Below are 20,454 nucleotides of genomic sequence, written 5' to 3'. Positions count from 1 at the left end.
TAGGGAGTTGAAATCATGGCCCCGAGCGCCATGAGCCGTGGCAAAGACAACTGGATCGCTTCTCTCTCCGAGGCCCAGCCGGTCCCGTACTGGCTGGAGGACCCCGGCAAGCCCCACCCCGAGCCCGCCCTCACCGGCACCGACACCTGCGACCTGCTGGTCGTCGGCGGCGGCTACAGCGGACTGTGGACCGCGCTCAACGCGAAAGAGCGCGATCCGCAGCGGGACGTGGTCCTGCTGGAAGGCCGCGAGGTGGGCTGGGCCGCCTCCGGCCGCAACGGCGGATTCTGCGCCGCCTCCCTCACCCACGGCCTGCCCAACGGCCTCACCCGCTGGCCCGACGAGATCCAGAAGCTGGAGGAGCTGGGCCGGCGCAACCTGGACGAGATCGAGGCCGCGCTCGCCCGGCACGGCATCGACTGCGACTTCGAGCGCACCGGCGAGATCGATGTCGCCACCGAGACCTACCAGGCCTGGGAACTGCGCGACTGGCACAAGGAGTTGGCGGAGCAGGGGCTCGCGGACGGCATCGAGTTCCTGGACGCCGACGCCGTGCGCGAGCAGGTGAACTCACCCACCTTCGAGGCCGGACTGTGGGACCGCCGGGGCGTGGCCATGCTGCACCCGGCGAAGCTGGCCTGGGGCCTGAAGGCGGCGTGTCTGCGGCTCGGGGTGCGGGTGTACGAGCACACACCCGCGCTGACGCTGAAGCCGTACGGCGCCGGGATGGCCGTACGCACGCCGTACGGCGCGGTCCGTGCCCGCAGGGTCGCGCTCGGCACCAACATCTTCCCGAACCTGTTGCGCCGCGTGCGCTCCTACACCGTCCCGGTCTACGACTACGCGCTGATGACCGAGCCGCTCACCGCCGACCAGCTGGCGTCGATCGGCTGGAAGAACCGTCAGGGCCTCGGCGACAGCGCCAACCAGTTCCACTACTTCCGCCTCTCCGCCGACAACCGCGTCCTGTGGGGCGGTTACGACGCGATCCACCACTACGGCGGCCGGGTGCGCGCCGAGTACGACGACCGGCCGGAGACGTACGCCAAGCTCGCCGGCCACTTCTTCACCTGCTTCCCGCAGTTGGAGGGCGTCCGCTTCACCCACGCCTGGGGCGGCGCGATCGACACCTGCTCGCGCTTCTCGGCGTTCTTCGGCACGGCGCACCAGGGGAAGGTCGCGTACGCGGCCGGCTACACCGGTCTGGGCGTCGGCGCGACCCGCTTCGGCGCGGACGTGATGCTCGACCTGCTGGACGGGGAGCGCACCGAGCGGACGGAGCTGGAGATGGTCCGCAAGAAGCCGCTGCCGTTCCCGCCCGAGCCGTTCGCCTGGACCGGGATCGCTCTCACCAAGTGGTCCCTGGCCCGCGCGGACGCGCACGGCGGCCGCCGCAACCTGTGGCTGCGGACGATGGACCGGCTGGGGCTGGGCTTCGACAGCTGAGGCCTTGTACCCGGTCGTTGTGGCTGGGTCAAGCCACGAGTTTCCGGAGCATGACCGCGCTCCCGCGTTCCGGCGTACTGGAAGCACGGGCCTCACCGGGAGGCACCGACTTCCACACCGGATCGGCAGGAGAAGATCATGACCCTCATCAACCGCTTCCACCGCAAGCACGACGACACTCGTCCCAAGCGCCGCCTGGGCCTGGCGACAGCGGTGGCCTCCGCCGTCGTCGCCGCCGGAGGCGTCATGCTGCCGGTGGCGGCCGCCACGGCGGCGCCGATGCACCAGACGTCCGCGGTGACCATGGCTCCCCGGCACGACCACCAGGACGGGGACCACTGGGACCACCACGACCATGACGACTGGGACCACCATCACCACCACTGCGACGACGCCTGGTACTGGTTCTACGACTAGCGGGTGCCCCGGCCGGGCACCGCAATGTGACCCAGGTCACTTCGTTGGGGGTCAGGAACCCGCGTAATGCCCCCGGAAGGCCTCCCTCTCTCCTCCTGACGCGACCGCGTCGGACGGTCGGGCGAGAGAAAGGGAGGCCTTGCGATGACTGGGGCGAAGACGGCCGTCGAATGGCTGGCATCCGTCGCACCGGACCCCGAAGCCTGTCGCCGGGAATGGGAGCGCAATCCTCTGGGCATCGCGCTGTTGCCCGCCGGCCGGGCCTGGGACGTGCTGATCCTGCCGGGCGACCTCGGTTACCCGACCCTGGACGTGCTCACCCGTGTGCTCGACCACCCCGGCCCGGTGCTCGTCGACTTCGGCGACAACCGGGTCGGGTTCTTCGTGCCGCCGGGCACCGCGGCCCGCTGGGTCGGCACCGGGGTCCGCTCCGCCGGACCCGGCACCTGGCTCGTCGTGCCGTATCCGGGCCGGACGACCCGGGGCGTGCGCTGGCTGGTGCAGCCGGACGGCTCGGGCACGCTGACCGACCCCGCGCTGCTGGAACTGGCGATGCACGAGGCGGCGGCGCGGCTGGCCGGGGGAGAGGGCGGGGAAGGGTAGCGTCCGGGAACCCGCGGCTCCCCCGCCGCCCACTCATGTACGCGTCGCGCTCCGGCCGACGCCCGGCACCAGGGACAGGGCGGTCAGCAGCACGGTGCACAGGCACCAGCTGGCCACCACGTCCAGTGGCCAGTGATAGCCGTGGCGGACCAGGCCGTACGACACCCCGAGGACCAGGGCCGCACAGCCGGTGACCAGGCTCCGGCGGGCGGCCGTGGAGCGCAGCCAGGAGAGCAGCAGCAGGGTCGCGGAGCCGTAGGCGACGGCCGCCGTGGCCGTGTGTCCGGAGGGGAAGTAGCCCACGGCCGGAGGTTCCACGGGTCCCGGCCGCGCGGTCCAGTCCTTGAGCGGTTCGATGATCACCGGGACCAGCGCCATCAGGACGGCCGCCGCGGCGGGTGGCAGCCACCACCGGTGCGCGCCGGTCGCGCGTCCCCGCCGGAGGGCGTAGATCACGGCCGCTGCGAGGACCGGGACGGCGACCTGGACGTTGCCGAGGTCGGAGAGGACTTGGCCGAACCCGTCCGGCCGGACCAGGTCCCGGCTGAGGCGCGAGTCCAGGCGCAACAGCGGGCCGTGGACCACGACCTGCCAGGTGATCAGGGCGAAGAGGGCGGCCGGAAGGCCGAGGAGCGCACGGTGACGGGTTGACACGGTGCCCAGCTTCTCAGGTCCGCTCGGCCCGGCACGCGGAATGCGTCGCATCGGTCGGGGCACGGCCCGGAGGGGCGAAGAGGAAGGAGGTCGGCCGCCCCGGAACAGGGGGGGTAGTTCCGAGGCGGCCGTCCGGATCGGAACGTCGCGCGCCCCGGGGGGTTTGGGGCGGCGACCGTCCGATCGGTGAGGAGATCCCGGCTCCGTCAGGCGCCGGTTGTGTGCGCGAGGGCACGACCAGGTCGAAGCTGGGGAGGCCTCGGCCTGAAATCGCCCACAGTCCCCTGTGGGCGGGGTGTATCTCTCATCTGGGTAGAACCTACGGCAGGTCGGGCCGCTTGGGCAGACGGAATCGGCTCCCGTCATCCACCCCGCACACCTTCTTCACACGGCCTGCCGCAGGCACCCTTCAGGGGGAGACCAGCCGCTCGGATGTGCGGGCTCAGATGCGCGCGAACGCCTGCTCGATGATGTCCAGGCCCTCGGTGAGGAGGTCCTCGCCGATCACCAGCGGGGGCAGGAAGCGCAGCACGTTGCCGTAGGTGCCGCAGGTCAGGACCAGCAGTCCCTCGGCGTGGCAGGCCTTGGCGAGGGCGGCGGTGGCCTCCGGGGCGGGCTCCTTGGTGGCCCGGTCCTTGACCAGCTCGATCGCGATCATGGCACCGCGGCCCCGCACGTCGCCGATCACGTCGAACTTCTCGGCCATGGCGGAGAGGCGACCCTTCATGATCTCCTCGATGCGCTTGGCCTTGCCGTTGAGGTCGAGCTCCTTCATGGTCTCGATGGCACCGAGCGCACCCGCGCAGGCGACCGGGTTGCCGCCGTAGGTACCGCCGAGCCCACCGGCGTGCGCGGCGTCCATGATCTCCGCACGCCCGGTGACGGCGGCGAGCGGAAGCCCGCCGGCGATGCCCTTGGCGGTCGTGATCAGGTCGGGCACGATGCCCTCGTCCTCGCAGGCGAACCACTGCCCGGTCCGGCAGAAGCCGGACTGGATCTCGTCGGCGACGAAGACGATCCCGTTGTCGGCGGCGAACTGCCGGACGGCCGGCAGGAAGCCCTTCGCGGGCTCGATGAAGCCACCCTCACCGAGCACCGGCTCGATGATGATCGCGGCCACGTTGTCCGGGCCGACCTGCTTGGTGATCTGGTCGATGGCCTGCGCGGCGGCCTCCGGACCGGCGTTCTCCGCCCCGGTCGGCCACCGGTAGCCGTACGCCACCGGCACCCGGTACACCTCGGGCGCGAACGGCCCGAACCCGTGCTTGTACGGCATGTTCTTCGCCGTCAGCGCCATGGTCAGGTTGGTCCGGCCGTGGTACCCGTGGTCGAACACCACCACGGCCTGCCGCTTGGTGTACGCACGCGCGATCTTGACGGCGTTCTCGACGGCCTCGGCGCCCGAGTTGAACAGCGCGGACTTCTTGGCGTGGTCACCCGGGGTCAGCTCGGCGAGCGCCTCCGCGACCTCCACGTACCCCTCGTAGGGGGTGACCATGAAACAGGTGTGGGTGAAGTCGGCGAGCTGGGCGCCGGCCCGCCGCACGACGGCCTCGGCGGACGCGCCGACGCTGGTCACGGCGATACCGGACCCGAAGTCGATGAGCCGGTTGCCGTCGACGTCCTCGATGATCCCGCCACCGGCGCGCGCGGTGAACACCGGCAGCACGGAGCCCACGCCCTGCGCGACCGCGGCGGTACGGCGGGCCTGCAGCTCCTGCGACTTCGGGCCGGGGATGGCGGTGACGACGCGGCGCTCCTGCGGAAGTGCGGTCATGGGGGCTCCTGATGATCTTGCGTACCGAGCGGACTGATCTGGCGTCCCGGACGATCCCGGGCGGTGAGTTTCCGGCCGCTTACCTACTCTTTCTTCGCAGGCTAGGGCCGGGGGTGGGGGGTGGGCATGCTCCATGTGGGCGTTGTCGTTCACCCCGGTTGTCCGTGGTGGACATAGCCGGGTGGCCGGGGTACGCCCAGTCGGCGGGCGCTCTCGGCCGCGTAAGCGGTGAACTCCCCTTGCCGGGGCGTTAGATTGCTGGCTGACGGTTCGAGGGAACGGCTGGTCAGGGGGCAAGGGCGATGGACAGCGACGGCACGCGAGACGCACGCGGCACGCATGCGAATCCTGTACCTCGCCCGGCGTCACCGACCGAGCGGGGCACGGTGCCGCCCATGCCTGCGCTACCGCCGGGCCTGCCTCCCCAACCGGACGGCTCCGCCTTCCTGACCTGGCTGCGGACCTCCCGTCCGGTGGCGGCGCCCGGCGTGTGGCGCCTGGGGCACCGGCCCCGGCCCGAACAGGAGCCCGAGCGGCTCCCGGCCCGGCAGCTGATCAGCGGTGCCCTCATCGCCTTCCTGGTCGGCTGGCTCGTCTGGTCCCTGCTGTGGAACGGCTACCTCGGCAGCTGGTGGGTGCTGCCGCTCGAACTGCTCGTCCCCGAATCCTGGCGCAACAGCGACAGCAGTGTGTCGCGTGCCTTCCTCTGGTACGGCTACTACACCGTCATCGCGCTCGCCATCGTGCTGATCGTCGGCCGTCTCGGCCGCTGGGGGGAGGTCTGGCGCCGCTACGGTCCGCCGGCCTGGCGTCCGGCCGTGCCGGTGGCCGAGCGCCCGCCCGCCCCCGAGCAGGACCCGGCCGAATGGCCCCACCTGCGCCGTGCCGGCGCCCACGAGGCTGCCGAGCGCCTTGCCGCCGAGGCGAGGGCCGGGCTCATGCGGGACGTCGATCACGCGCGGATCAGCCGGGCCTGGCAGGGGGTGCGGTCGGGGCGGCACACCCTGGCCACCTTCACCGGCGCCGTACTCCGGGACGGCTCCGCGGCCTGCCTGCACCCCTCCGGCGAACGCGACCTGCCCGTGCGGCACGCCCGCCACGACCTGTTCACCGGCCAGGTCCGGCTCGGCACCGCCGCTGACGACCCCCGCAACCCCTACCACTACCGGGGCGCGGGCCTCGGTCTCGACCCCGGTCTGCTCGGCACCTCGCTGCTCGCCGTCGGTCCGTCCGGCTCCGGGAAGACCGGCGCGGTGGTACGGCCGCTCGCCGAGTCCCTGTGCCTGCACGCCCTCGCCGGGCGCGCCTCCGTCGTGGTCGTCGGTGCGGCGGGGGCCGGACTCGGCTCGGACGAGGCCTACGACGTCGTCGTACGCATCGGCCGGCCGGAGTCCGTCTACGACCTCGACCTCTACGGGGGCACCACCGACCCCGACGAGGCCGCCGCCATACTCGCCGAGGCCCTCGCGGGAGACCTCGCCGACCCGCACCCGGGCAGCGACAGCCGCCGCTCGACCACCGTTCTCGCCCAGTTGCTCGGTCCCTTCCGGGCCGTCCACGACCGCTTTCCGTCCGTGCCCGAGCTGCGCCGGCTCCTCGACGGCGCTCCCGGCCCGCTCGCGGCGCTGCGCAAGGCGCTGACGGACACGGGACAGGAAGGGCTCCTGCGGGAACTCGACGCCCGCGAACGGCAGATGGCCCACCCGGGTGACGTAGGCACCGTGCTCGCCGACCGGATCGCACTGCTCGACCGGCCTGCCTTCGCCGGCTTCTTCGACACCTCCGACCAGACCCGGCCGTTCTCGCTCAAGGCCCTCGACCACCCGGTACGGGTCCGCATCGACCTGCCCCAGCGCGGGCACGCCGACGCCTCCCGGATCCTGGCCCGGCTGGTGCTCGCCCAGTTCACGGCTGCCGTGACCGTACGGGAGGACCGGTCGCTCTTCGCCTGCCTGATCCTCGACGACGCCTCCGGCGCCATCACCCCGGAGGCGGTCCGCGGCATCCAGCGGCTGCGTTCGGCGGGGGCCGGCGCGGTGCTCACCCTGCGCACCCTGGACGACGTGCCCAGGCCGCTGCGCAGTCCGCTGCTCGGCGCGATCGGCTGCCGGATGGCACTGTCCGGGGTCACCCCCTGGGACGGGCAGGACTTCGCCGAAGTGTGGGGCAAGGAGTGGACCGAGACCCGGGACGTCACCGATCGCCAGATCATCGCCGAGACCCCGGCCGGCAAGGCCGTCCACATCCTGCGCCGGGTCATCACGGGACAGGCACCCACCGCTCGCGCCGTCACCGTGCGGCAGGTCGAGCGGGAGCGGTGGTCGGCTTCCGAGCTGGCCCATGGGGTGCCGGCGGGACATGCGGTGTTGTCGCTGACGAGTGTGCGGGGGGAGCATGCGCCGCCGTTGCTGGTGGATCTGAGGGGGTGACGGGGCGGCGGGGGATCGTACGGTGAGGCAGAATCGGTGTAGGTCGTTCATACGGTTCGGCCAAAAGATCCATCGCGTCGTCACAGTGTCCGCCTGAACGCCCGGTGTTCCGTCATCTGAAGGACCGATGCCCCCTACCCTCGCCTCGCTCGTCCACCACTCCGCGCTGAAGCTGACCGTGCGCGCGGGCGAGGACCGCCTCGACGTGCCCGTCCGCTGGGCCCACGTCAGTGAGCTGGCCGACCCGGTGCCGTACATGGAGGGCGGCGAGCTGCTGCTGATCACCGCGCTGAAGCTGGACGCGGAAGATCCCGAGGCCATGCGGCGGTATGTGAAGCGGCTGGTCGGGGCCGGTGTCGTGGGGCTCGGCTTCGCCGTGGGCGTCAACTACGAGGAGGTTCCGGCGGCTCTCGTCGACGCCTGTCGGACGGACGGGCTGCCGCTGCTGGAGGTTCCCCGGCGTACCCCCTTCCTCGCCATCAGCAAGGCCGTCTCCGCCGCCATCGCCGCCGACCAGTACCGGGCCGTCACCGCCGGGTTCGCCGCGCAGCGCGAGCTGACCAAGCAGGCGCTGACCTCCGGGCCCGAGGGGCTGCTCGGCGCGCTCGCCGGGCAGGTCGACGGATGGGCCGCGCTGTACGACGCCTCCGGCTGCGTCGTCGCCGCCGCGCCCGAGTGGGCCGGGCGGCGTGCCGCTCGGCTGACGGCGGACGTCGAGCGACTGCGGGAGCGTCCCGCGCCCGCCTCCTCCGTGGTCGGCGGGCCCGATCACGAGGACCGGGTCGAGCTGCACTCCCTGGGGACGGGGCGGCGACCGCGCGCGGCGCTCGCCGTCGGCACCGCCGCCGCCCTCGGCACCGCCGAGCGGTACGCCGTGCACTCCGCCATCGCCCTGCTCACCCTCACCACCGAACGCTCCCGCTCCCTGCACGCGGCCGAACAGCGCGTCGGCACGGCCGTGCTGCGCATGCTCCTCGCCGGGGAGCCCGACCACGCCCGTGCCGTCGCCGGCGACCTGTACGGCGGACTGCTCGACGCGCCGTTCCGGATGATCGTCGCCGAGTCGGTGCCGGGATCCGCCGCTCGGGCGCACGCCGATGCCCATCGTCACGTGCGGACGGCGGGTGCCGGCGGCGGCGTGCCCGACGCCGGTGACCTGAGCGGTGATCCGCTGGGCGGGCTGGCGGAGAGCATGGAGTCCGCCGCCGCGCGCTCGGGGGAGGCCGTGCTGGTCGTGCCCGAGGGGGAGCGGCTGGTGGTGCTCGCCACGGACGGGGGAGCGGCGGTGGCCGCCTGTACGCAGTACGCCACCGCGCTCGAGGCGGCACGAGCGGTGGCGGAGCAGGCCGGGGGCCAGGAGGAGGAACTGGTCGTCGGGTTGTCCGCGCCGGCCGGGCCGATCGCCGCCGCGGCCGCCTACAAGCAGGCCGAGCAGGCGCTGTCGGTGGCGCGGCGGAGGGGGCGGGTGCTGGTGGAGCACGAGCAGCTGGCCGCGGGGTCCGTGCTGCCGTTGCTCGCCGACGACGCGGTGAAGGCGTTCGCGGACGGGTTGCTTCGGGCGTTGCACGAGCACGACGCGACGGGGCGGGGCGATCTGGTCGCCTCACTGCGGGCGTGGCTGTCGCGGCACGGGCAGTGGGACGCCGCGGCCGCGGACCTCGGGGTGCACCGGCACACGCTCCGGTACCGGATGCGGCGCGTCGAGGAGATTCTGGGGCGGTCCCTGGACGACCCGGACGTGCGGATGGAGCTGTGGCTCGCCCTGAAGGCGACCAGCACCGAATGACCGGCGCCGAACAGTGCGAGCAGAGCAGCACCGAATAGTCCAAAAAGTAGTGCGCGCTCCGGCTACTGCTACGACCCGGACAAGCGACCCCGGGTCACCCCCGCCCTACCGTGGACCACGAAAGCCAAGCACACCTCCAACGCGGAAAGGCCGGGAATCGCGCATGACTTCGATCCACGCCTTCTGGCTCGCCGGCCGCCAGGTCACCGGCGAGGACACCTTCGACGTCACCTCACCGTGGGACGGCCGGCTCGTCGGCAAGGTCGGCGTGCCGACCGACGCCCAGGTCGAGGAGGCCGTGGCCGCCGCGTACGCCGTGCGGGACGAGTTCGCCGCCACCCCGGCGCACGTGCGCGCCGCCGCCCTGGACCACGTCAGCAAGCGGCTGGTCGAGCGCACCGAGGAGATCGCCCAGCTGATCTCCGCCGAGAACGGCAAGCCCGTCAAGTGGGCCCGCGGGGAAGTCGGTCGCGCCGTCTCCGTGTTCCGGTTCGCCGCCGAGGAGGCCCGCCGGTTCAACGGCGGCGAGGCCCAGCGGCTCGACACCGACGCCGGCGGCCAGGGCCGGCTGGCGCTGACCCGCCGGTTCCCGAAGGGTGTCGTGCTCGGCATCGCGCCGTTCAACTTCCCGCTGAACCTGTGCGCCCACAAGGTCGCCCCGGCGATCGCCGTCGGTGCGCCGATCATCCTGAAGCCGGCCCCGGCCACCCCGCTCTCCGGCCTGGTCCTGGGCGAGCTGCTGGCCGAGACCGAGCTGCCGGCCGGCTCCTGGTCGGTCCTGCCGGTCCCGAACGACCGCATGCCCGCCCTGGTCCAGGACGAGCGTCTGCCGGTGATCTCCTTCACCGGTTCGGACAAGGTCGGCTACGCGATCATGGACTCGGTGCCGCGCAAGCACTGCACGCTGGAGCTGGGCGGCAACGGCGCGGCCGTCGTCCTCGCCGACTTCGCGAGCGACGCGGACCTGGACTGGGCCGCGACCCGCATCGCGACCTTCTCCAACTACCAGGGCGGCCAGTCCTGCATCTCCGTGCAGCGCGTCATCGCCGACGCCGCCGTCTACGACCGCCTGCTGCCGCGCATCGTCGCCGCCGTCGAGGCCCAGGTCACCGGTGACCCCTCCGACGCCAAGACGGACGTCGGCCCGCTGGTCAGCGAGGACGCCGCCAAGCGCGTGGAGTCCTGGGTGAAGGAGGCCGTCGAGGCCGGCGCTCAGCTGCTCACCGGTGGCGACCGTGACGGCGCCTCCTACGCGCCGACCGTCCTCACCGACGTACCGGCGGACGTCACCCTCGCCTGCGAGGAGGTCTTCGGACCGGTCCTGACCGTGCAGAAGGTGGACGGCGAGGCGGCGGCCTTCGCCGCGGTCAACGACTCCAAGTACGGCCTCCAGGCGGGCGTGTTCACCCACGACCTGCAGGTCGCCTTCCGCGCCCACCGTGCCCTCGAGGTCGGCGGCGTGGTGATCGGCGACGTCCCGTCCTACCGCGCGGACCAGATGCCGTACGGCGGCGCCAAGCAGTCCGGCGTGGGCCGCGAAGGCGTGCGGTTCGCGATGGAGGACTACACCTACGAGCGCGTGCTGGTCCTGACCGGTCTCGCGCTCTGACCTGCCACGGACAGGTCGGAAACGGCAGCGGCCGGTGCCCACTGTGCGGGGGCACCGGCCGCTGTCGTTTCCTGTCCCTGAGTAAAGGATTCGACATCGGCTGTTCAAGAGTCCTGCTGTGTGTCTTGTTCTGTCCATGACTCTCCCGATGGGATGCGCCTGACCAGTTCGTCCGACTCAGGACGTCTCAGGGATTTGTCAGGGGAACACATGCGCATAGCCCGTACCGGGCGCGGCCTCGCGGCTTCCGCCGCCACCGCCGCACTCGTCGCCGCAGGACTGGCGACCATCTCCTCGGCCGGCGCCACCAGCGCCGCGCCCGCCGGCGTACCGCACACCTTCGCGCAGCCGGCCATCGCGGGGCACAACCTGGTCCACGGCGTGGCCAGCCCCCTCCCCATCGCCCAGTGCCAGGCCAAGTGGCACATCAACTGCTACAACCCGCTGCAGTACCGCACCGCGTACGACCTGAACCCGCTGTACAAGAAGGGCATCACGGGCAAGGGCCGTACGATCGTCATCGTCGACTCCTTCGGGTCCCCGACCGTCCAGCACGATCTGGACGTCTACAGCAAGCAGTTCGGGCTGCCCAGCACCAAGGTCGACGTCGTCAAGTGGGGTCACGTCCCGAAGTTCGACCCCAAGAACTCCGACATGACCGGCTGGGCCGGCGAGACCTCGCTGGACGTCGAGATGGCCCACGCCGTCGCGCCGGGCGCGAAGATCGTCCTGGTGGAGACGGCCGTCGCCGAGACCGAGGGCACCACCGGTCTGCCGGAGATGATGTCCGCCGAGAAGTACCTGATCGACCACGGTGTCGGCGACGTCATCAGCCAGAGCTTCGGCGCCACCGAGGACACCTTCCCGGGCTTCGACAAGGGCGACTTCTCCAGCATCAAGAAGCTGCGGTACGCCTTCGAGGCCGCGCAGCGCAAGCACGTGACCGTGCTCGGCTCCTCCGGCGACGGCGGCGCCACCGACATGAAGGCGGACGGCAAGACGTACTACAACAAGCCCGTCAACTCGTGGCCGTCGTCGGACCCGTTGGTCACCTCCATCGGCGGCACCCAGCTCCACCTGAACGACAAGGGCGAGCGCGTCAAGCCGGACAGCGTCTACAACGACTACGGCGCGGGCGGCGGCGGCCAGTCCCACGTGTTCACCCGCCCGGGCTTCCAGGACGGTGTGAAGAACGTCGTCGGCACCCGCCGCGGCACCCCGGACATCTCGATGGCCGCGGCGGTCAACGGCGGTGCCTGGGTGTACTCCAGCTACGACCCGACCGCCACCGGCTGGGACGTCTCCGGCGGCACCAGCGAGGCCAGCCCGCTGTTCTCGGGCATCGTCGCCCTCGCCGACCAGGCGGCCGGCCACCGTCTGGGTGACCTCAACCCGGCGCTCTACACCCTGCTGAAGCAGAAGAACCCGGGCATCGTCGACGTCAACGACGGCACCGACAACAGCTACCAGGGCGTCAAGGGCTACAAGGCCGTCAACGGCTACGACATGGCCACCGGCGTGGGCACGCTCGACGCCCTGCGTTTCGTGTCCGCCCTCGCCAAGAACCACTGACGGTCACTGTTTTCAGGCTCTGCAGGGCGCTGCCCGCCCTGCAGAAGGGGCCCGGCACCGCTGCCTTTCGGTGCCGGGCCCCTGTGCGTCGCCGGCGTCCTCCGGACCTCCCCCCCGCCGCAGCTGATGCACCGCATGCTCCTGAAGGGGTGCGGGACTTCGGGCAAGGCGGGCAGAGGCGTGCCCCGGACGCGACCGGAGCACGGGGAGGTACGTCAGGAGGCGGCCGGTGCCGGTCCCGAACTCGCCCGCACCGTGAGCTCGGGCGCGAGCAGCACGACCTCGTCGCCGCCCCGCCCGTCCAGCTTGGCCACGAGGTGCTCGACCGCGTACCGGCCCATCTCCTGCGCCGGGATGGCGACCGAGGTCAGCCGCACCGAGGCCTGCACGGCGATCTGGTCCGGGCAGATCGCGACCACGGACACGTCCTCCGGCACCGCCCGCCCCTGCTGGCGCAGCAGCGCGAGCAGCGGTTCCACCGCCGACTCGTTCTGCACCACGAACCCGGTCGTGGCCGGCCGCTCGTCGAGGATCCGGGCCAGGGTCACGGCCATCGCGTCGTAGCCGCCGTCGCACGGGCGGTGCAGCACCCGTACGCCCGTCTCGCGGGCCCGGGAACGCAGTCCGTCGAGGGTGCGCTCGGCGAAACCGGTGTGCCGCTCGTAGACGGCCGGGGCCTCGCCGATGACAGCGATGTCACGGTGGCCGAGCCCCGCCAGGTGCTCCACGCACATCGCGCCCGTCGCGGTCCAGTCCAGGTCGACGCAGGTCAGGCCGGTGGTGTCGGCGGGCAGTCCGATCAGGACGGACGGCTGGTCGGTGCTGCGCAGCAGCGGCAGCCGCTCGTCCTCCAGCTCGACGTCCATCAGGATCATCGCGTCGGCGAGACCGCTGCCGGTCACCCGGCGCACCGCGTCGGGCCCCTCCTCTCCGGTGAGCAGCAGGACGTCGTAGCCGTGGTTGCGGGCCGTGGTGGCCACCGCGATGGCGATCTCCATCATCACCGGCACGTACATGTCGGTGCGCAGCGGGATCATCAGCGCGATGATGTTCGACCGCTTGCCGGCCAGGGCGCGGGCGCCGGCGTTGGGGTGGTAGCCCAGTTCCCGGATGCTCTGCTCGACCCGCTGCCGGGTGGTCGCGGAGATGGACCGCTTGCCGCTGAGGACATAGCTCACCGTGCTCGCCGAGACTCCGGCGTGCTGGGCGACCTCGGCGAGGGTGACCATCCGTGCTCCAAGCTGTGTGAAGCGCTTCGACTGCCGCGCGTTACTGAGGGGCCTGAGTGAGGGTGAGATTGAGGGTGGGATTGACATTAGCCTCAGTCGGGGCGGGGTGTCCAGAGGCTGTCGAAGCGCTTCGACAACTTCTCGTTGGTCGATATGCCGGACGCGCCACCGAGAAGCAGTACACACCCATGCGCCCGGCCTCCGGCAGGGCTTTCGGCCGGATGGACGCGCGAGGGGTGGTGAGGTCGGCCCGTTTCGGGTACCAACGATCCAGTAGCACTGGTCGGTAACGAACGGTCCGCAATCATCCCTCTTCGCGGCGAGGTGAGCCTCATGTCGGCCCCCACCACTTCACGTACCACCGTCACCGAGCGCGAGGCCCGTCAGGTGGCGGAGGCCGCCCGGCAGCAGGACTGGCACAAGCCCAGCTTCGCCAAGGAGCTGTTCCTCGGGCGCTTCCGGCTCGACCTCATCCACCCCCACCCGCTCCCGGACCCCGAGAGCGTCCGGCGCGGCGAGGAGTTCCTCGCCAAACTGCGCGCGTTCTGCGAGTCCACGATCGACACCGCCCGCATCGAGCGCGAGGCCCGCATCCCCGACGAGGTCGTCACGGGCCTGAAGGAACTCGGCGCCCTCGGCATGAAGATCGACCCCAAGTACGGCGGTCTCGGCCTCACCCAGCTCTACTACAACAAGGCCCTCGCCCTGGTCGGCTCCGCGAGCCCCGCCGTCGGCGCGCTGCTCTCCGCCCACCAGTCGATCGGCGTGCCCCAGCCGCTGAAGATGTTCGGCACCCAGGAGCAGAAGGACGCCTTCCTGCCCCGCTGTGCCCGCACCGACATCTCCGCCTTCCTGCTCACCGAGCCGGACGTCGGCTCCGACCCGGCCCGCCTCGCCACCACGGCCGTACCCGACGGGGACGACTACGTCCTCGACGGGGTGAAGCTGTGGACCACCAACGGGGTGGTCGCCGACCTGCTCGTGGTCATGGCGCGGGTGCCGAAGTCCGAGGGGCACAAGGGCGGCATCACCGCGTTCGTGGTGGAGGCGACCAGCGAGGGCATCACCGTCGAGAACCGCAACGCCTTCATGGGGCTGCGCGGCATCGAGAACGGCGTCACCCGCTTCCACCAGGTGCGGGTCCCCGCCGCGAACCGGATCGGCCCCGAGGGCGCGGGCCTGAAGATCGCGTTGACGACGTTGAACACCGGCCGGCTGTCGCTGCCGGCGATGTGCGCGGGCGCCGGGAAGTGGTGCCTGAAGATCGCCCGCGAGTGGTCGGCGGAGCGCGAGCAGTGGGGCAAGCCGGTGGCGCTGCACGAGGCCGTGGGCTCCAAGATCAGCTTCATCGCGGCCACCACCTTCGCCCTGGAGGCCGTCCTCGACCTCTCCTCCCAGATGGCCGACGAGGACCGCAACGACATCCGCATCGAGGCCGCCCTCGCCAAGCTCTACGGCTCCGAGATGGCCTGGAAGATGGCCGACGAACTGGTCCAGATCCGCGGCGGCCGCGGCTACGAGACCGCCGAGTCGCTCAGGGCCCGTGGCGAACGGGCGGTCCCCGCCGAGCAGATGCTGCGCGACCTGCGCATCAACCGCATCTTCGAAGGCTCGACGGAGATCATGCACCTGCTGATCGCCCGCGAGGCCGTCGACGCCCACCTCTCGGTCGCCGGTGACCTCATCGACCCCGACAAGTCCCTGTCCGACAAGGCGAAGGCGGGCGCGCACGCGGGCGTCTTCTACGCCAAGTGGCTGCCGAAGCTGGTCGCCGGGCCGGGCCAACTCCCCCTGTCCTACGGCGAGTTCAAGCACGAGGTCGATCTGTCCGGGCATCTGCGCCATGTCGAGCGCACCGCCCGCAAGCTGGCCCGCTCCACCTTCTACGCCATGTCCCGCTGGCAGGGCCGGATGGAGACCAAGCAGGGCTTCCTCGGACGGATCGTGGACATCGGCGCCGAGCTGTTCGCGATGAGCGCGGTCTGCGTCCGGGCCGAACTGCTGCGCAGCCGGGGCGAACACGGCCGCGAGGCCTACCAACTGGCTGACGCTTTCTGCCGCCAGGCCCGCATCCGGATCGAGGAACTCTTCGACCGGCTGTGGACCAACACCGACGCCCTCGACCGCAAGGTGGTCAAGGGCGTGCTCGGCGGGGCCTACACCTGGCTGGAGGACGGCATCCTCGACCCGTCCGGCGACGGGCCGTGGATCGCCGACGCGACCCTCGGACCCTCGGCGCGGGAGAGCGAGCGCCGCCCCTTCGGCGACTGAGCCGCCCTCCCGCCGGCCGACCGGGCGCCTGGGGTCAGTTGCCCCAGGTGCCCTGGTTCACGGCGCAGGTCCAGCCCGAGCCGTGCAGGGCGAACTTCAGCTGGTAGCTGCGGGTGTTGAGCAGGTGCGTGGGGATCCTCATGCCCAGGCTCGCCCTGCCCTTGAACGTCCCCGTGTAGACGGACACCGAGGTGGACGAGTTGTGAGTGATCGTTCCGCCGGTGGGCTTGGCCTTGCCGAAGCGGAGGTTCTTGACGTTCGTGACGCTGAACGTCACCTTCTTGAAGCTCGTGGCCGTCTTGCTCTTGAGGCCGAAGTACAGACCCCCGTTGGTGACCCAGCCGTGCGAGTCGTAGTAGAAGCGGCTCGGGTAGACGATGTCGATCGGGCAGCCGGTGCCCTGCGGAGCCCGGGTGGCGGCGGCCGCGCCCCCGGCGAAGGCGAGCTGAGTGGCTGCCAGCACACCGGCGGTGGCCAGCGCGGCCGCGGTCGTACGCATGCGGTTCAAGGTGGTCTTCCTCCCCCTGTTGTTCCCCCAGTTGCGCGCGCCCTCCTCGAAGGGCGCCACGGGAAGGATGCCATCACCGGCGGGCCGGACGCGCGCGAATTCAGAAGTATGATCTTCATTACGCCTTCACAAGGGGAAACCGCTCCGTCGGCGACCGTCGGCGACCGTCGGCGATGAAACCCTCCGGGACACCCGCCCGGGGGATGCCGTGTCCGGGCCCTCGCCGGTTGGGGCAACAATGGGGGGATGACCGACAGCCCTGCCCATCCGGCACCCCTCGCCGATCCGCACCTCGTCTACGACCCCCTCGCGGGCGACAGCCCCAAGGACGTGGTGATCCTCGGCTCCACCGGATCCATCGGCACCCAGGCCATCGACCTCGTGCTGCGCCACCCCGACCGGTTCCGGGTCACCGCCCTGTCCGCGAACGGCGGCCGCATCGCCCTCCTCGCCGAGCAGGCGCACCGGCTGCGGGTGCGCACCGTCGCGGTCGCCCGCGAGGACGTCGTACCCGCCCTGCGCGAGGCGCTCGCCGCCGAGTACGGCCCCGGCGAGCCGCTGCCCGAGATCCTCGCCGGACCGGGCGCGGCCACCCAGCTCGCCGCCTCCGCCTGCCACACCGTGCTGAACGGCATCACCGGCTCCATCGGCCTCGCGCCCACCCTCGCCGCCCTGGAGGCGGGCCGCACCCTGGCGCTCGCCAACAAGGAGTCCCTGATCGTCGGCGGCCCGCTGGTCAAGGCGCTCGCCAAGCCGGGCCAGATCATCCCGGTGGACTCCGAGCACGCGGCCCTCTTCCAGGCGCTGGCGTCGGGGACGAGGGCCGACGTCCGCAAGCTGGTGGTGACGGCGTCCGGCGGCCCCTTCCGCGGCCGGACGAAGGCCGAGCTGGCGCACGTGACCGTCGAGGACGCCCTCGCCCACCCCACCTGGGCGATGGGCCCGGTCATCACGATCAACTCCGCGACCCTCGTCAACAAGGGCCTGGAGGTCATCGAGGCACACCTCCTCTACGACATTCCCTTCGAGCGCATTGAGGTGGTCGTGCATCCCCAGTCGTATGTCCACTCGATGGTCGAGTTCACCGACGGATCCACGATCGCCCAGGCGACGCCCCCCGACATGCGCGGGCCCATCGCCATCGGTCTGGGCTGGCCCGAACGCGTCCCCGACGCGGCACCCGCCTTCGACTGGAGCAAGGCCTCCACCTGGGAGTTCTTCCCGCTGGACAACGAGGCCTTCCCCTCGGTGAACCTCGCCCGGCACGTGGGGCAGCTCGCGGGCACGGCCCCGGCGGTGTTCAATGCGGCCAACGAGGAGTGCGTCGAGGCCTTCCGCAGCGGCGCACTGCCCTTCAACGGCATCATGGAGACCGTCACCCGGGTGGTCGAGGAACACGGCACCCCGGACCGGGGAACTTCACTCACCGTGTCGGACGTCCTCGAAGCGGAGACCTGGGCCCGCACCCGGGCCCGTCAGCTCACCGGCACGAAGGCGACCGCGGAGGCGCGTGCATGACGACCTTGATGTTCATCCTCGGCATAGTGGTCTTCGCGGTCGGCCTGCTCGTCTCGATCGCCTGGCACGAGCTGGGGCACCTGTCCACGGCCAAGCTCTTCGGCATCCGCGTGCCCCAGTACATGGTCGGCTTCGGCCCGACCGTCTGGTCGCGGAAGAAGGGCGAGACCGAGTACGGCGTCAAGGCGGTCCCGCTCGGCGGCTACATCCGCATGATCGGCATGTTCCCGCCCGACGACCAGGGCCGTGTCTCCGCCCGCTCCACCTCCCCGTGGCGCGGCATGATCGAGGACGCCCGCTCGGCGGCCTTCGAGGAGCTCCAGCCCGGCGACGAGACGCGCATGTTCTACACGCGCAAGCCGTGGAAGCGCGTCATCGTCATGTTCGCGGGCCCCTTCATGAACCTGATCCTTGCGATCGCCCTGTTCTTCACGGTCCTGATGGGCTTCGGCATCCAGCAGCAGACGACCACGGTCGCCTCGGTCTCGCCGTGCTCCATCGCCCAGAGCGAGCACCGCGACACCTGCAAGAAGTCCGACCCGGTCTCCCCGGCGCAGAAGGCCGGGCTGAAGGCGGGCGACAGGATCCTCTCCTTCGACGGCGTGCGGACCAGGGACTGGAACACCCTCTCGGACCTCATCCGGGACAGCGCGGGCAAGAACGTCGCGATCGTCGTCGACCGCAAGGGCCAGGACGTGACCCTGCACGCGAAGATCACCACCAACATGGTCGCCAAGAAGGACGCCGGCGGGCAGTACGTCCAGGGCTTCGTCCCGGCGGGCTTCCTCGGCTTCAGCGCCGCCACCGGCGTCGTCCACCAGGACTTCGGCCAGTCCGTGACCTGGATGAGCGACCGGGTCGGCGACGCCGTCGACTCCCTCGCCGCCCTGCCCGCCAAGATCCCGGCCCTGTGGGACGCCGCCTTCGGCAACGCCCCGCGCCAGCCGGACTCCCCGATCGGCATCGTCGGCGCGGCCCGCATCACCGGCGACATCGCCACGCTGAACATCCCCGCCTCCCAGCAACTGGCGATGTTCGTGATGCTCCTCGCCGGCTTCAACCTCTCCCTGTTCCTGTTCAACATGCTCCCGCTGCTCCCGCTCGACGGCGGACACATCGCGGGCGCCCTGTGGGAGGCCCTGCGGCGCAACGTGGCACGGGTGCTGCGCCGCCCGGACCCGGGTCCGTTCGACGTGGCGAAGCTGATGCCGGTGGCGTACGTGGTGGCGGGGATCTTCGTCTGCTTCACCGTCCTGGTGCTCATCGCGGACGTGGTTAACCCGGTGAAAATCTCCTAGCCACGTGGTGTTCGAGGCGGCCCGGAAGGATGTCTTCCGGGCCGCCTCCCATTGAGTGGGTTTGCCGGGTGGGATGTGCCCGCGCCAAGGCCGGTGGCGTAATCTCGAGGCCTGGAGCCCGCCGTTCACGGGACCGGACCTTGATCCACGACTTGGGGTTGCACAGCAGATGACTGCGATTTCTCTCGGCATGCCGTCCGTTCCGACCAAGCTCGCCGAGCGCCGGAAGAGCCGGCAGATCCAGGTCGGAAGTGTGGCGGTCGGCGGAGACGCGCCCGTCTCGGTCCAGTCCATGACCACGACCCGTACGTCCGACATCGGCGCCACCCTCCAGCAGATCGCCGAGCTGACCGCGTCCGGCTGCCAGATCGTGCGGGTGGCGTGCCCGACGCAGGACGACGCGGACGCCCTGGCGACCATCGCCCGCAAGTCCCAGATCCCGGTCATCGCGGACATCCACTTCCAGCCCAAGTACGTCTTCGCCGCCATCGAGGCCGGCTGCGCCGCGGTCCGCGTCAACCCCGGCAACATCAAGCAGTTCGACGACAAGGTCAAGGAGATCGCCAAGGCCGCCAAGGACCACGGCACCCCGATCCGCATCGGCGTCAACGCCGGCTCCCTGGACAAGCGTCTGCTCCAGAAGTACGGCAAGGCGACGCCGGAGGCCCTGGTGGAGAGCGCCCTGTGGGAGGCGTCCCTCTTCGAGGAGCACGACTTCCGGGACATCAAGATCTCCGTCAAGCACAATGACCCGGTCGTCATGATCGAGGCCTACCGCCAGCTCGCCGAGCAGTGCGAGTACCCCCTCCACCTCGGCGTGACGGAGGCGGGCCCGGCGTTCCAGGGCACGATCAAGTCGGCGGTGGCCTTCGGCGCGCTCCTCTCCCAGGGCATCGGCGACACGATCCGCGTGTCCCTCTCGGCTCCCCCCGTCGAGGAGGTCAAGGTCGGCCTCCAGATCCTGCAGTCGCTCGGCCTGCGCCAGCGCGGCCTGGAGATCGTCTCCTGCCCGTCCTGCGGCCGCGCCCAGGTGGACGTCTACAAGCTCGCGGAAGAGGTCACGGCCGGTCTGACCGGTATGGAGGTCCCGCTGCGCGTGGCCGTCATGGGCTGTGTGGTGAACGGTCCGGGCGAGGCCCGCGAGGCCGACCTCGGCGTCGCCTCCGGCAACGGCAAGGGCCAGATCTTCGTCAAGGGCGAGGTCATCAAGACCGTCCCCGAGTCCAGGATCGTGGAGACCCTCATCGAGGAGGCCATGAAGCTGGCCGAGCAGATGGAGAAGGACGGCGTGGCCTCCGGCGAGCCGTCGGTGTCGGTGGCCGGCTGAGAACCCCACC

General features: G+C 71.2%; 15 protein-coding genes. 11 read left to right on the top strand and 4 right to left on the bottom strand.

Features of this window, described 5'->3' with window-relative positions:
* Positions 1-15 precede the first annotated feature (15 nt).
* The 3 genes from ACFYZB_RS26980 to ACFYZB_RS26970 all read left to right on the top strand — a co-directional run bounded on the left by ACFYZB_RS26980 (position 16) and on the right by ACFYZB_RS26970 (position 2,466).
* Positions 16-1,446, top strand: coding sequence for an NAD(P)/FAD-dependent oxidoreductase (locus ACFYZB_RS26980; protein ID WP_388763167.1), 1,431 nt, complete (start codon positions 16-18; stop codon positions 1,444-1,446).
* A 138-nt stretch (positions 1,447-1,584) separates the two neighbouring features.
* A complete protein-coding gene (locus ACFYZB_RS26975; protein ID WP_388763166.1) occupies positions 1,585-1,863 on the top strand; it encodes a hypothetical protein in 279 nt (92 codons plus the stop codon).
* A gap of 144 nt (positions 1,864-2,007) precedes the next feature.
* Positions 2,008-2,466: a hypothetical protein gene (locus ACFYZB_RS26970; protein ID WP_388763164.1), complete on the top strand. Its 459-nt coding sequence runs from the start codon at positions 2,008-2,010 to the stop codon at positions 2,464-2,466.
* 33 nt (positions 2,467-2,499) lie between these two features.
* On the opposite strand, the gene ACFYZB_RS26965 is transcribed toward ACFYZB_RS26970, so the two are convergent.
* Both ACFYZB_RS26965 and gabT read right to left on the bottom strand, forming a co-directional pair.
* Complete coding sequence (locus ACFYZB_RS26965) at positions 2,500-3,120, bottom strand: phosphatase PAP2 family protein (protein WP_388763162.1); 621 nt, start codon at positions 3,118-3,120, stop codon at positions 2,500-2,502.
* Positions 3,121-3,562: 442 nt separating this feature from the next.
* Positions 3,563-4,897: a 4-aminobutyrate--2-oxoglutarate transaminase gene (gene gabT / locus ACFYZB_RS26960; protein WP_351210778.1), complete on the bottom strand. Its 1,335-nt coding sequence runs from the start codon at positions 4,895-4,897 to the stop codon at positions 3,563-3,565.
* Positions 4,898-5,199: 302 nt separating this feature from the next.
* On the opposite strand from gabT, the gene ACFYZB_RS26955 reads away from it, so the two are divergent.
* From ACFYZB_RS26955 to ACFYZB_RS26940, 4 genes are all read left to right on the top strand, one after another.
* Entirely contained in the window at positions 5,200-7,326 is a 2,127-nt protein-coding gene (locus ACFYZB_RS26955; RefSeq protein WP_388763160.1) for an ATP-binding protein, read from the top strand.
* A gap of 127 nt (positions 7,327-7,453) precedes the next feature.
* Positions 7,454-9,112 carry a PucR family transcriptional regulator gene (locus tag ACFYZB_RS26950; protein WP_388763158.1) on the top strand — a complete coding sequence of 553 codons (1,659 nt, stop codon included), beginning with the start codon at positions 7,454-7,456 and terminating at the stop codon, positions 9,110-9,112.
* Between the two features lie 163 nt (positions 9,113-9,275).
* Complete coding sequence (locus ACFYZB_RS26945; RefSeq protein WP_388763156.1) at positions 9,276-10,721, top strand: aldehyde dehydrogenase family protein; 1,446 nt, start codon at positions 9,276-9,278, stop codon at positions 10,719-10,721.
* A gap of 210 nt (positions 10,722-10,931) precedes the next feature.
* Positions 10,932-12,293: a S8 family serine peptidase gene (locus tag ACFYZB_RS26940; protein WP_388763154.1), complete on the top strand. Its 1,362-nt coding sequence runs from the start codon at positions 10,932-10,934 to the stop codon at positions 12,291-12,293.
* A 215-nt stretch (positions 12,294-12,508) separates the two neighbouring features.
* On the opposite strand, the gene ACFYZB_RS26935 is transcribed toward ACFYZB_RS26940, so the two are convergent.
* The gene (locus tag ACFYZB_RS26935; RefSeq protein ID WP_388763152.1) at positions 12,509-13,522 is read right to left on the bottom strand and encodes a LacI family DNA-binding transcriptional regulator; all 1,014 of its coding nucleotides are present in this window, start codon (positions 13,520-13,522) and stop codon (positions 12,509-12,511) included.
* Between the two features lie 333 nt (positions 13,523-13,855).
* Between ACFYZB_RS26935 and ACFYZB_RS26930 the strand changes: the two genes are divergently transcribed.
* Positions 13,856-15,793: an acyl-CoA dehydrogenase family protein gene (locus ACFYZB_RS26930; protein ID WP_388763150.1), complete on the top strand. Its 1,938-nt coding sequence runs from the start codon at positions 13,856-13,858 to the stop codon at positions 15,791-15,793.
* Positions 15,794-15,827: 34 nt separating this feature from the next.
* Here the strand turns inward: ACFYZB_RS26930 and ACFYZB_RS26925 are convergent, their stop codons facing one another.
* A complete protein-coding gene (locus tag ACFYZB_RS26925; protein WP_388763148.1) occupies positions 15,828-16,292 on the bottom strand; it encodes a hypothetical protein in 465 nt (154 codons plus the stop codon).
* A gap of 255 nt (positions 16,293-16,547) precedes the next feature.
* Between ACFYZB_RS26925 and dxr the strand changes: the two genes are divergently transcribed.
* From dxr to ispG, 3 genes are all read left to right on the top strand, one after another.
* Complete coding sequence (dxr, locus tag ACFYZB_RS26920; RefSeq protein ID WP_388763147.1) at positions 16,548-17,819, top strand: 1-deoxy-D-xylulose-5-phosphate reductoisomerase; 1,272 nt, start codon at positions 16,548-16,550, stop codon at positions 17,817-17,819.
* Positions 17,816-19,117, top strand: a complete 1,302-nt coding sequence (locus ACFYZB_RS26915; protein ID WP_388763145.1) for a M50 family metallopeptidase — start codon at positions 17,816-17,818, stop codon at positions 19,115-19,117. The genes dxr and ACFYZB_RS26915 overlap by 4 nt, the downstream gene beginning before the upstream one ends.
* A 169-nt stretch (positions 19,118-19,286) precedes the next feature.
* On the top strand, positions 19,287-20,444 hold the full coding sequence (ispG, locus tag ACFYZB_RS26910; protein ID WP_351210758.1) for a flavodoxin-dependent (E)-4-hydroxy-3-methylbut-2-enyl-diphosphate synthase: 1,158 nt from the start codon (positions 19,287-19,289) through the stop codon (positions 20,442-20,444).
* Positions 20,445-20,454: the final 10 nt, after the last annotated feature.

Source organism: Streptomyces sp. NPDC001852 (assembly GCF_042891825.1).
In the GTDB taxonomy this organism is placed as follows: Bacteria; Actinomycetota; Actinomycetes; order Streptomycetales; family Streptomycetaceae; genus Streptomyces.
This window is presented reverse-complemented; position numbering and strand designations above follow the sequence as displayed.